The following is a 12,733-nucleotide window of genomic DNA, read 5'->3' as shown; positions in this document are numbered from 1 at the left end:
GCACTATAACGTTTTGGCCATGACCACTTCACAAGCGTCGTGGCCCGTTTCTCCCCAAGCGCTCTCTAGATGCTCAAAGCCTAACGCTTCATAAAGCTTAATTGCAGCCCCCAAACACTCTGTTGTTTCCAAGTACATCTGTTGATAACCCATTTGCTTGGCAAGCTTTAAACTTAAAGCGACGGTGCGTTTTGCCAGCCCTTGTCCGCGAGTCTGCTTTAAGAAATACATCTTTTGTAGCTCACATACCTCTGGTCGGCCTGCTAGTGGGGCAAAGCCGCCGCCGCCCACAACCTCACCTTGATACTCAATCACCCAGTACATCGCATTTTCTTGGCTATACACAGAGTACATGTCATCAAGCGTTGGGTCAGACACACCATAGCCTTTGTCTGCGGTTAGGCCATGCTCGGCAGAGACTTGACGAATGACATCGGCAACTTGTTCGTTGTCATCTTGAGTGAGTGGGCGCAATACAAACTCGTCAGCTTGGCAGACTTTAGTTAGCCCTTTGAGGTAAACCTCTAACCCAAGCTTTAACTTTTGCTGCTCATCTTCGCTTAGGGCTTCTAGCATGCTGTCGAAGAATGCATTTTGCTGCTGATCGAGCTCAGACAGCACCTGCTGTCCTCGAGTGGTGAGTGTGACCTTTTGACTGCGTTTGTCATTTGGGTTCTCGATGCTGTCGGTCAACTCAAGCTTGTTTAACCCTGCGACGGTGCGACTGGCATTCGACTTATCGACATTTAATCGTTGTGCGAGCTGGTTGATCGTCAGCGGTTGGAGTTGGATTTCTCCTAGGGCATGGGCTTGGACAGGAGTCAGGGCTATTTCGCCACATTGCTTATCGAGCATACCCAGCAAGCGAACGGCTTGGCGGGAGTAGTGTCTTAGTTGTCGAGCATTCATCATCACTTACCTTGTACCTTGAGGAGAAAGTTGCGCACCGCAATTAATTTAATTGCGGTGCGCAACTTTGTCAATGGGTAAGATTCGACTCTCTATTTAAGCGTGCTGGTGGACGCAAAATTGTGGTGCTTGAGTGTCTGATTTACGTAACCACACTTTCTCATGGAAGTAGTACGCGACTGTATTTAGAGCGGGCTCTAGCATTGCCATCACACCACCAACAAAGGCATCACCAGTCAGTAAGTAGACCACGGTAAAAGCAACACTGAAGTGGATGGTCGCAAAGCTGGCGGTTTTTAATTTGGTCATCCACTGACGAGCTTTAAGCGCTGGAACTTGAGCCCACGCCTTTTCATGAAAATAGAAGGCGACCGTATTTACAGAGGGCTCAATCATGGCAATTAAGCTACCAATTAAGATGTCGCCTGTTAGTACGTAAGCGACACTAAATGCGATAGTAAAATGTAATGCAGCAAAGGTTAGTGTCTTTTTCATGATAATTACTCAATCGTTGTGTTGTTTCGATAAGGCTATTATTGAGAATTATTATCATTAAATAAAATGGGTATTAGAGATTAATTTGATAGGCAAAAACTATCAAGCTGTCGGCGGAGTTTGGAAAGTGCTGGTATTGGCTGATAAGTCCAATCGCATAAAAAAAGGCTGACCATAAGGCCAACCTTTTTATCTATAGTAAGAAGTTTAAAGGCTTCTCATTAAGCGAGGATTAAAGAGCTGCGATAGTCGCTTTTTGCTCTTCAAGCTTAGTTAGTGTCTCTTGGTAACCCACTAGCTTCTCACGCTCTTTCGCGATAACCGCTTCAGGTGCTTTAGCAACGAAACCTTCGTTACCTAGCTTACCTTCAATACGCTTGATTTCGCCGTGCGTTTTCTTCACTTCTTTATCAAGACGAGCAAGTTCTGCATCTTTGTCGATAAGGCCTGCCATTGGGATCATCAGCTCAGATTGACCCACTAGCTTAGTCGCACATGCAGGCGTCTCAGCGTCGTCTGCAAGAACCGTTAGGCTATCTAGTTTAGCAAGAGAGTTTAGAACTACCTTGTTTGCTTCGATACGTGCCGCGTCTTTCTCACTAGCAACTTTGATCATTACTTCTAGACCTTTGCTAGGTGCAATGTCGTACTCTGCGCGTAGGTTACGGATAGCAGTAATGAAAGTCTTAACCCATTCGATGTCTTCTACGATCTCAGCGTCGAAGTTCTCTTCGTTAAACTGAGGAAGCGCTTGAGTCATGATAGTGTCGCCTTCAACACCGTCTACTAGCGGCTTAACGCTCTGCCAGATAGATTCAGTGATGTAAGGAAGTACTGGGTGAGCAAGACGTAGTGTCTTCTCTAGAACAGTGATCAGCATGTAGCGAGTCGCTTGTTGCTGAGCTTCTGTACCTTTCCATAGAACTGGCTTAGTTAGCTCTAGGTACCAGTCACAGAATTGGTTCCAGATGAATTCGTAAAGCGTGTTCGCTGCCATGTCTAGACGGTAGTTGTCTAGGTGAGCATTAAACTCTTTCGCTGCCAGTTCAAACTGAGATTCAATCCACTTATCTGCTAGAGAGAATTCCATGTTTGCACGGTCTTCAGCTGATAGTGACATGCCACAATCGTGCTCTTCTGTGTTCATCAGTACGTAACGGCTTGCGTTCCATAGCTTGTTACAGAAGTTACGGTAACCTTCAAGACGCTTCATGTCCCAGTTGATGTCACGGCCAGTAGAAGCCATCGCAGCAAGAGTGAAACGCAGAGCGTCAGTACCGTATGGTTCGATACCGTTTTCGAAAGTCTTACGTGTGTTCTTCTCAATCTTCTTCGCTAGTTGAGGCTGCATCATGTTGCCACAACGCTTCTCTACTAGAGACTCAAGATCGATACCATCGATCATGTCGATAGGGTCAAGTACGTTACCCTTAGACTTAGACATCTTGTCGCCGTTTTCGTCACGGATTAGGCCAGTAACGTAAACTGTCTTGAATGGTACTTGCGACTTACCGTTTTCATCTTTGTTGAAGTGCATGGTCATCATGATCATACGTGCAACCCAGAAGAAGATGATGTCGAAGCCCGTTACTAGAACGTCTGAAGGGTGGAATGTCTTCAGGTCTTCAGTTTGCTCTGGCCAGCCTTGAGTACCGAAAGTCCATAGTGCAGAAGAGAACCATGTATCTAGTACATCGTCGTCTTGGCGAAGAACGACTACAGGTGCAAGGTTGTTGTTTGCACGTACTTCTTCTTCAGTACGGCCTACGTATACGTTGCCATTGTTATCGTACCATGCAGGGATACGGTGACCCCACCAAAGTTGACGAGAGATACACCAGTCTTGAATGTCACGCATCCAAGAGAAGTACATGTTTTCGTACTGCTTAGGAACGAACTGGATATCACCATCTTCAACCGCTTTAACAGCAGGCTCAGCAAGAGGTGCAGCACGTACGTACCATTGGTCAGTTAGCATTGGTTCGATAACCACGCCACCACGGTCGCCGTAAGGAACGGTTAGATCGTGATCTTTGATTTCATCAAGAAGACCAAGTTCTTCGAATTCAGCAACGATCGCTTTACGAGCAGCAAAACGCTCCATGCCATGGTATTTAGCTGGTAGCTCAGTAGAGTAAACATCGCTCGCTTCACCGTTAGTAGTGAAGACTTCAGCCGCATCACGTATATCAGCGTTGAACGTTAGGATGTTGATCATTGGTAGGTTGTTGCGCTTACCAACTTCGTAGTCATTGAAATCGTGCGCAGGCGTGATCTTCACACAACCTGTGCCTTTTTCCATATCTGCGTGTTCATCGCCTACGATAGGGATAAGGCGGTTCACGATAGGAAGTAGGATTTCTTTACCGATGAGATCTTTGTAACGTGGATCTTCTGGGTTTACAGCAACACCTGTATCACCAAGCATTGTCTCAGGACGAGTGGTCGCAACAACAATGTAGTTTTTACCTTCAGCGGTTTTCACGCCGTTTGCTAGCGGGTAGCGGAAGTGCCACATGTGGCCTTTCTTGTCTTTGTTTTCAACTTCAAGATCAGAAATTGCAGTGTGCAGTTTAGGATCCCAGTTTACTAGACGCTTACCGCGGTAGATTAGGTCATCTTCGTATAGGCGAACGAATATTTCTTGAACAGCATTAGATAGACCATCATCCATCGTGAAACGCTCACGGTCCCAGTCTACAGATGCACCAAGGCGACGAAGCTGCTTAGTGATTGTGCCCCCAGATTCGTTTTTCCATTCCCAGATCTTGTCGATGAAAGCGTCACGGCCGTAATCGTGCTTAGTTTTGCCTTCTTCTGCCGCGATCTTACGCTCAACAACCATTTGAGTTGCGATACCAGCGTGGTCAGTACCCACTTGCCAAAGCGTGTTCTTACCTTTCATACGCTCAGCACGGATCAGAGTATCCATGATAGTGTCTTGGAACGCGTGACCCATGTGTAGGCTACCAGTGACGTTCGGTGGCGGGATCATGATGCTGTAAGCTTCTTTTGATGTGTCACCGTGTGGCTTAAAGTAGCCTTTCTCTTCCCAAGTCTGATACAGAGCTTGTTCGATTGATGTTGGGTTGTATGTCTTTTCCATAGTGCTCTTAAACGGATACTGTGAATGGTTAATCGTGGTCAAACTTCATAAGTGAAGCTTCTTGAATCTAAATTCAAAGATAGCTTTATCTATGAGGTTTGACTATGGATGTTGAATCTCGATAGTCTGCAGCTGATATCTAGCCTGACGGTAAATTTTATACCTTTCTCGAGCGAGTTGCTTAGCTTTTTCTTCGCAAGGGACGAAGTCTATCACCTGAGCAAAGGCGTTCGCAAAGGTTGTATGATTATCGGCCAGATTAATTACTAGCTGACGATTCCAATTGTGTTTTACACCTTGGTAGCCAATCTCAATGTTAGTTGAATACTTCGGGCCTTCGCCAACCAAGTTATGCGCGATAAATTCACTGGGATCGACTTGCCAGAAAACTTCTGCGATACGCTCGGCATGGGCTTTGTCATTACAGTTAAGATAAAGTTTAGCGCCTTGTTTTGCAAAGTGCTGAGCAAGAAACAGCACATAGTTAGCGAAACCTTCCTCACTGGCTTGTGGGCTGTCTGATGACACTATGTAAAACGTAGCTGTTTGCATACTGAATACTCGAACTGAAAATTGTGGCTATTTATCTTACTTGGTCAACAGGCCCTAACAAATAGCGCTTATTAAAAAAGGGCCCGTAGGCCCTTCTTATTATTTTGAAGATTGCTCTTCAGTCTCTTGGCCGCTGCGGTTCAATAAGAATTGGACTAGCATTGAGACAGGACGACCTGTCGAGCCTTTTGCTGCGCCAGATTTCCAAGCTGTACCTGCGATATCTAGGTGAGCCCAGTGGTATTTCTTAGTGAACTTAGACAGGAAGCAACCAGCAGTGATAGTACCGCCTGGGCGGCCGCCGATGTTCGCCATATCTGCGAATGGGCTGTTTAGCTGCTCATGGTACTCGTCTGCCATTGGTAGACGCCATGCACGGTCACTTGCTTGCTCAGAAGCATTCACAAGTTCGTGAGACAGTGGGTTGTGGTTCGATAGAACGCCACTGATGTGGTGACCTAGAGCAATAACACATGCGCCTGTTAGTGTTGCAACGTCAACCACACAATCTGGTTCGAAACGCTCAACGTAAGTTAGCGCATCACAAAGAACCAAGCGACCTTCAGCATCAGTGTTTAACACTTCAACTGTTTGGCCTGACATCGTCGTTAGGATGTCTCCTGGGCGGTAAGCATTGCTACCTGGCATGTTTTCACAACCAGCAAGAATACCCACAACGTTGATTGGCAGGTTCAGTTTAGCTAGCGCTTTCATAGTACCGAATACAGACGCAGCGCCACACATGTCGTACTTCATCTCATCCATACCTTCGCCAGGCTTAAGTGAGATACCGCCTGAATCAAACGTTAGGCCTTTACCAACAAGTACAATCGGTTTTGCATCAGAATCTGGTGCGCCCTTGTACTCCATGATAGACATCATCGATTCGTTCTTTGAACCACGACCAACCGCTAGGTAAGAGGTCATGCCCAGTTTTTCCATCTCTTCTTCGCCGATGATCTTAGTCGTTACGGTTTCGAAGTCGTCAGCTAGGCGACGAGCTTGAGATGCAAGGTATGCTGGGTTAGCGATGTTTGGTGGCATGTTGCCAAGGTCTTTAGATGCTTTCACACCTGAAGCAATCGCAAGACCGTGAGCAATCGCTTTTTCACCGAGGCTCAGTTCACGACGTGTTGGTACGTTGAATACCAATTTACGTAGTGGGCGACGAGTCTCTGGCTTGTTGCTCTTGAATTGGTCAAATGTGTAAAGACCATCTTTAGTCGCTTCTACCGCTTGACGAACTTTCCAGTAAGTATCGCGGCCTTTAACGTGCAGTTCTGTTAGGAAACATACTGCTTCCATAGAACCTGTTTCGTTTAGTGTGCTGATGGTTTTCTGAATAATTTCTTTGTATTGACGTTCGCCTAGCTCACGCTCTTTACCACAGCCTACAAGTAGAACACGTTCTGAAAGTACACCAGGCACTTGATGCAGTAGTAGCATCTGACCAGGTTTACCCTCTAGGTCACCGCGACGAAGCAGTGAACTAATGTAGCCATCACTAATCTTATCTAATTGCTCGGCTACTGGAGAAAGACGGCGCGGTTCGAACACACCGACAACGATACATGCGCTGCGTTGTTTCTCTGGGCTGCCACTTTTTACACTGAACTCCATGCGTACTCCTACATCCTGAAGACAAATCGAACTAAATGTTAGATAATGAGTTCTTACTTGTTGGATCCTATAATGGAACTAACCTTAAAGAAGAACGCTAACACTTAGCTTAAAATTTAAAAAAATAAAAGGTTCAACGGGAAATTATAGTGATTCAATCAAAAAAACAAGTTTTGTATAGGTAATTTGAGCGTGATTATTGTTAGATATTTGATCCGCGAGACAATCAAGAGCCAATTTGCGATCTTTTTTGTTCTCTTTCTCGTGTTTCTCAGCCAAAAATTCATCAGTGTGTTAGCGGACGCCTCTGATGGTGCTATCCCTGCGAGTCTAATCTTGTCTATCGTTAGCCTTAATATGCCTGCGATGGGCTTATTGATGCTTCCGCTTAGCATCTATATTGGTATTTTGCTTACTTTTGGGCGTCTTTACGCTGAAAGTGAAATAGTGGTCATGAACGCGACCGGCATCGGTAACAAATTCCTGATTCAATCGGCGCTGTACTTAGCTTTGATTACCGCATCGGCTGCCGCTTTTAACTCATTCTGGTTATCCCCTTGGTCGCAAGACAAGGTTGAACAGATGTATGAGGAAGTGGCAGCAGAGAACAGTGTTGATTTGCTACCAAAGGGGAAGTTTGAAGGAACGCCAGACGGTTCGTCTGTGGTGTTCATCGATGATATCGACGGAAATAAGCTAGAAAACGTGTTCGTTGCTCAAATGCGTCCACGTGATTCTGTACTTCCAAGTGTTATGTATTCGAAGTCGGGCGATGTAAAAGAGCTCAGCGACGGTCGCCAAGTTATCGTGATGTACGATGGTACTCGTCATGAAGGTGTCCCAACTCGTCTTGATTATATGGTGACACACTTCGAAGAGTATGAAGGCTTGATTGGCCAGCGAGAAGTGGAGAAGAAAGGTCGTGATTGGGAAGCGATTCCGACACTTGATCTTGTCGGTAATCCAAACAACAGCGCAAAAGCTGAATTGCAATGGCGAATTTCATTGGTACTCTGTATTCCGTTGTTGACCATGCTTGTTGTGCCACTCTCGGCGGTAAACCCAAGACAGGGACGCTTCGCTAAGATTGGTCCTGCAATTTTGATTTACCTGACCTACTTTTTGGCAATCAGTGCAACCAAATCAGCAATAGAAGAGGGTAGTATCCCTGCAGTAGTCGGCATGTGGCCAATCAATGCTTTGTTGTTAATTGTCGCGATTGGTGCAAACTTTATGGATAGCGTGCCAGTAAGGCGTTTGAAAGAAAAATTCAAGAATAAGAGGTTGGCTTAAGCCGTGTTTAAGATTCTCGATTTATATATAGGCAGAACCATCATCGCAACCACATCACTGGTATTGGTGACGTTTGTTGGCCTCTCAGGGATCATCAAATATGTAGAGCAGCTAAGAAAAGTGGGGCGTGGTACCTACGATCTGCTCCAAGCTCTGTACTTTGTTTTATTAAGTATCCCACGTGATATCGAAATGTTTTTCCCAATGGCAGCCTTGCTTGGTGCATTGATCGGATTGGGTATGCTTGCGGCGAGCTCTGAGCTGGTCGTCATGCAGGCGGCGGGTTTCTCTAAGTTAGATATCGGTTTGTCGGTACTTAAAACTGCGATTCCATTAATGATAGTGGTGACGCTATTAGGACAATGGGGGGCACCTCAAGCGCAAAAGATGGCTCGTGACTTAAGAACCATATCGATTGCAGGAGGGAATATCATCTCCACGCAAAGCGGTGTCTGGGCTCGAGATGCCAATGATTTCATCTTTATTGTCAAAATCGATGATGACAAGCTATACGGTATGAACATGTGGCGTTTTGATGAAAACAAGGCTCTGAAAACCGCTATCTATTCTAAAGAAGTGGATTACGTTGGAGACAATGTTTGGACGATGAAAGATGTTGTCGTCACTTCGTTTGAAAATGAACTGCAGATAACAAAAGAGAATTTGCCAACATATACTTGGAAAACATCACTCGCTCCAGACAAGCTTGCGATCGTGACGGTTAAACCAGAAGAGCTGTCATTAAGTGGTTTGTATGATTACGTATCTTATCTGAAAGCGTCAGAACAAGATGCCGCTCGTTATGAACTGGCATTGTGGAGAAAGATAACTCAGCCTATCTCTATCGCAGTGATGATGTTGATGGCGCTGTCATTTATTTTTGGTCCACTGCGTAGTGTGACGATGGGTGCAAGAATCCTATCTGGTGTTATCGCAGGCTTTACCTTCTATATATCCAGTGAGTTCTTTGGCCCAGTGAGTTTGGTGTATCAGATACCACCGGCCTTTGGTGCAATAGCACCGAGCGTGGTATTCCTCGGAATAGCTGTGATGCTCTTGAGGCGGAAGCTATAATGAAAAAGGAAGGCATAACGCCTTCCTTTTTTGATCTGAGTTGAAGCTGTTTAGAAACATTATCGTGCTTGAGGCAACACAACCACTTCTGTTTTCGCCCAGATATCGTGAAAGCCACGCTTTTGAGGATCTAAGGGAACGCACAGATTGGCTAGACCAAAACCAGAAGTTCCTAAGCGAATAAGAGCTTGAGTGACAGTAATCGCAGAGCCATCTTTGTTCTGGACGCGAAGCTTCCACGCTCTCATTCCCAGAGTTTGACCAGCTCGAGTCCAGAAGAACACAAAGAAGTAAACCCAAACCGCCACTAGATAAAATGTGTAAACCGGGCTCCAGATAGGGTGGTTGGTTAGGAAGTCACTGACATCGGCATAACCACTATGGTCAAAAATGCCAAGAGCCATAAGCGCATGCAGTAAAGCGATAATGACGCCAGCTGCCATCATTTCAATAGCGATTACGATAAGGGCGTCATAGAACAAAGCACCGAATCGGCGCATCATTCCAGCTGGTGGCAATGTGTTGGTGGATGTCATGGTGTTATTACTTCTTCAAAAATTTAGGCGTCAGAATATAGTTTAAGGCTGAACGTGAAAAGAGACATGACGCACAGCTTATGACTTAGTGGCGAAATTATCGGCAAACACACGTGAATTCAAGTTTTTATACTTGCCACATCAGCTTGCATACGTATAATGCCAAACATCGACAGGGCAATGCCCACGATAATGCCGGTATGGTGAAATTGGTATACACGACGGATTCAAAATCCGTTGCCTTCGGGCGTGGCGGTTCAAGTCCGCCTACCGGTACCATATTTAAATGACAAAGCCTCGACTCAAGTCGGGGCTTTGTTGTATCTGGAGTCTGAAAAGCGTTGCCTTCGTGGTAGCGGAAGGAATGCCTGTCCAATCAGTCCGCCTACCGGTACCATATATAGAAAGGTCGCTTTTATAGCGGCCTTTCGTCGTTTTGGGCGTTTGTGAATTTGAAACCCAGCGTGTCGGCTTGGATGCAAGCCCAATCAAGTCGCCTACCGGCACCATATTTAAATGACAAAGCCTTGACGAAAGTTGGGGCTTTGTTGTGTTTGGAGTGCGAAAAGGTTGCCTCGTGGTGGTGGCTGGGATACCTGTCCAATCAGTCAGATCTTGATGCTTCAATCTTGAATCTAATCGATAAACTTCGTAATTAGAGACTTCGCTAAATTAATCATCTTAAATCAGCTTGTTACCTTTAATTCTATCTTCTATTGTCTATGTTTAAAGAAATAACAAAGGAGAGAAATATGCTAACAGTAACCCCTTACTTATTCTTTGATGGCCGTTGTAGTGAAGCCTTAGATTTTTACCATAAGTGTTTTGGTGGGGTAGTCTTATCGAAACAACTTTTTAGTGATGCACCACAGGTAATAGAGGGAGCTCAACCTGATTGGGTTATGCATGCTGAGTTCGAAGCGTTTGGTATGAAGCTGATGATGTCTGATGGCGTTAAAGCCAAGGATCTTGAAGGTAACAATCTAGCTCTTTCCCTTGTAACTGAAGATACTGCAACTCAAGAACAAATTTTTGAAACGCTAAAGGAGGGAGGGCGGATAATGACTCCACTCGCAGATACGTTTTGGGGGGCTCGATTTGGCAAAGTAGAAGATAAATTCGGTATACGCTGGATGGTGCACTGTGACTCTTTAAGCTGAACCTCTTAAATAGGAAAGTGAAATTGCTGCTTGGTTTTATTAGAATTATAAATAGAGATTAATCATCAACATTATATATAAAAATGGGCAGCATAAAGATTACCGTAGATCGAATTTAGCCCAGTTTGCATATACGACTTCCTGTACAACACACAACAGTTGAAAGACCTGTCCTTTGCTGCGTTATTTCATGATGTCGGAAGAATCAAAATACCTATCGCTATATTAAGAAAGCAGAGCGCATTGACGTTGCCAGAAGAGAACTACTAAAAGCTCCATACTAAGTATGGCGCGGATATCGTTTCTGCAATAGATGACTTTCCTGAAACAGCTAAAAAGGTAATTGCTCGGCATCATGAGATGAATGATGGTTCTGGTTACCCAGAAGGCTTATAAGGAAGAAGAGATTGATGAGTTTGCCAAGATAGTAGCGGTGGCTAATGCATTTGATAACTTGTGCCATGGTAAAACACAGTCACCGCCAATGTTCCCTTACTTATCGCTTTCCCACTTATATAAGAACGGTAAACACCTACATAGCCAAGACAACTTAAGTCTATTGGTTAAGTTCATGGGGTTGTACCCGCCAGGAACAGTGGTTCAGCTCTCCAATGGTTCAATTGGTATTGTGATTTCGGTAAATGCCAAGCATATGCTTTATCGTAATGTGCTGACCTATGAGCCTAGCGTACCCAGAACACAAGCCCCGGTAATCGACCTGCTTGCTAAAGATATCAAGATCGTTAATGCGGTTAATCCCTATAAACTGCCTGAACAAGTGAGAGAGTACCTAAACCCCAGGTCTCGATTGTGTTACTTTTTCGATAGTGGTGATTAGTTATCCACAGGGTGTTGTGAGTAATTTGTTCGAAAGTTGGGCTTAAAGTGGTACAAATAAGTCCTTGGTTGAAATGTCTTCGCTTAACCTCTTTTTTCAATAAAAAATGCATTTAATGCTTGCCAATATTAGAGGCGTCTCTATAATGCCGCCTCACTGATACGGCAGACGCCATAAGGCTTCAGCGAAGAATATTAGTAAAGGTAACTAGTTTTGAGTGATAATTTACTCCTGCTTTTAGAAAGTAGAAATTAATTCCAAATAAGTGTTTGACACTGAGAATTAAATCGCTAGAATATCCGCCTCTTACGAAGTGACGCAAGTCACAATGAAGAGAAGCTCTTTAACAATTTAAACCTATCAATCTGTGTGGGCACTCGTTGATGAATATCAAAACGTTATTACTTAGGTAATGACAGTTACTTCGGTAACAAAATGATTTCAATGAACTGAGTGACCAATCGATAATTTATTATCGGCACAGTCAATTCATTATCATTCTGTTCCTATTTATTTAAGAAGAGAGGGGTAATAGCTTTAGAATTACATGTTCATTTTCGAATGAATATTAGTTTTGAAGTCAGTATTCGTTGAGTCGACAAAATCTTAAATTGAAGAGTTTGATCATGGCTCAGATTGAACGCTGGCGGCAGGCCTAACACATGCAAGTCGAGCGGAAACGAGTTATCTGAACCTTCGGGGGACGATAACGGCGTCGAGCGGCGGACGGGTGAGTAATGCAGCTCTTTAACAATTTAAACCTATCAATCTGTGTGGGCACTCGTTGATGAATATCAAAACGTTTTATCGTTAGATAAAACAGATTCTTCGGAATCAAAATGATTTCAATGAACTGAGTGACCAATCGATAATTTATTATCGGCACAGTCAATTCATTACCATTCTGTTCCTATTTATTTAAGAAGAGAGGGGTAATAGCTTTAGAATTACATGTTCATTTTCGAATGAATATTAGTTTTGAAGTCAGTATTCGTTGAGTCGACAAAATCTTAAATTGAAGAGTTTGATCATGGCTCAGATTGAACGCTGGCGGCAGGCCTAACACATGCAAGTCGAGCGGAAACGAGTTATCTGAACCTTCGGGGGACGATAACGGCGTCGAGCGGCGGACGGGTGAGTAATGCCTAGG

Annotated in this window: 9 protein-coding genes, 1 tRNA gene, 1 rRNA gene and 1 pseudogene; 6 read left to right on the top strand and 6 right to left on the bottom strand. The window is 44.5% G+C overall.

Features of this window, described 5'->3' with window-relative positions; all coding sequences use genetic code 11:
* Positions 1-3: 3 nt before the first annotated feature.
* The 5 genes from L1D11_RS15945 to pepA all read right to left on the bottom strand — a co-directional run bounded on the left by L1D11_RS15945 (position 4) and on the right by pepA (position 6,682).
* Complete coding sequence (locus L1D11_RS15945) at positions 4-909, bottom strand: bifunctional helix-turn-helix transcriptional regulator/GNAT family N-acetyltransferase (RefSeq protein ID WP_239862623.1); 906 nt, start codon at positions 907-909, stop codon at positions 4-6.
* A gap of 96 nt (positions 910-1,005) precedes the next feature.
* The gene (locus tag L1D11_RS15940; RefSeq protein ID WP_171368783.1) at positions 1,006-1,404 is read right to left on the bottom strand and encodes a DUF2061 domain-containing protein; all 399 of its coding nucleotides are present in this window, start codon (positions 1,402-1,404) and stop codon (positions 1,006-1,008) included.
* 232 nt (positions 1,405-1,636) lie between these two features.
* Complete coding sequence (locus L1D11_RS15935) at positions 1,637-4,510, bottom strand: valine--tRNA ligase (RefSeq protein WP_239831767.1); 2,874 nt, start codon at positions 4,508-4,510, stop codon at positions 1,637-1,639.
* Between the two features lie 102 nt (positions 4,511-4,612).
* Positions 4,613-5,062 (bottom strand): DNA polymerase III subunit chi, encoded by a 450-nt coding sequence (locus L1D11_RS15930; RefSeq protein ID WP_239831766.1) that lies wholly within the window; start codon positions 5,060-5,062, stop codon positions 4,613-4,615.
* A gap of 99 nt (positions 5,063-5,161) precedes the next feature.
* Positions 5,162-6,682: a leucyl aminopeptidase gene (gene pepA, locus L1D11_RS15925; protein WP_004738667.1), complete on the bottom strand. Its 1,521-nt coding sequence runs from the start codon at positions 6,680-6,682 to the stop codon at positions 5,162-5,164.
* 192 nt (positions 6,683-6,874) lie between these two features.
* Here pepA and lptF point away from each other — a divergent pair, with 192 nt between their 5' ends.
* Complete coding sequence (gene lptF, locus L1D11_RS15920) at positions 6,875-7,975, top strand: LPS export ABC transporter permease LptF (protein ID WP_063522543.1); 1,101 nt, start codon at positions 6,875-6,877, stop codon at positions 7,973-7,975.
* A 3-nt stretch (positions 7,976-7,978) separates the two neighbouring features.
* On the top strand, positions 7,979-9,049 hold the full coding sequence (lptG, locus tag L1D11_RS15915) for an LPS export ABC transporter permease LptG (protein ID WP_105025884.1): 1,071 nt from the start codon (positions 7,979-7,981) through the stop codon (positions 9,047-9,049).
* Between the two features lie 59 nt (positions 9,050-9,108).
* On the opposite strand, the gene L1D11_RS15910 is transcribed toward lptG, so the two are convergent.
* Positions 9,109-9,585, bottom strand: coding sequence for an RDD family protein (locus tag L1D11_RS15910; RefSeq protein ID WP_004738663.1), 477 nt, complete (start codon positions 9,583-9,585; stop codon positions 9,109-9,111).
* A 194-nt stretch (positions 9,586-9,779) separates the two neighbouring features.
* Between L1D11_RS15910 and L1D11_RS15905 the strand changes: the two genes are divergently transcribed.
* The 4 genes and pseudogenes from L1D11_RS15905 to L1D11_RS15890 form a co-directional block, all read left to right on the top strand.
* Positions 9,780-9,864: transfer RNA gene (locus tag L1D11_RS15905), tRNA-Leu, on the top strand.
* A gap of 473 nt (positions 9,865-10,337) precedes the next feature.
* Positions 10,338-10,745 carry a VOC family protein gene (locus tag L1D11_RS15900; protein ID WP_239831765.1) on the top strand — a complete coding sequence of 136 codons (408 nt, stop codon included), beginning with the start codon at positions 10,338-10,340 and terminating at the stop codon, positions 10,743-10,745.
* 144 nt (positions 10,746-10,889) lie between these two features.
* Positions 10,890-11,583: pseudogene (locus tag L1D11_RS15895) on the top strand (HD domain-containing phosphohydrolase); the annotation flags it as partial.
* A 1,012-nt stretch (positions 11,584-12,595) separates the two neighbouring features.
* Positions 12,596-12,733 (top strand): 16S ribosomal RNA (locus L1D11_RS15890); the annotation flags it as partial.

Origin of the sequence: Vibrio sp. Isolate32 (assembly GCF_022397955.1) — a bacterium.
Classification (GTDB): Bacteria; Pseudomonadota; Gammaproteobacteria; order Enterobacterales; family Vibrionaceae; genus Vibrio.
This window is presented reverse-complemented; position numbering and strand designations above follow the sequence as displayed.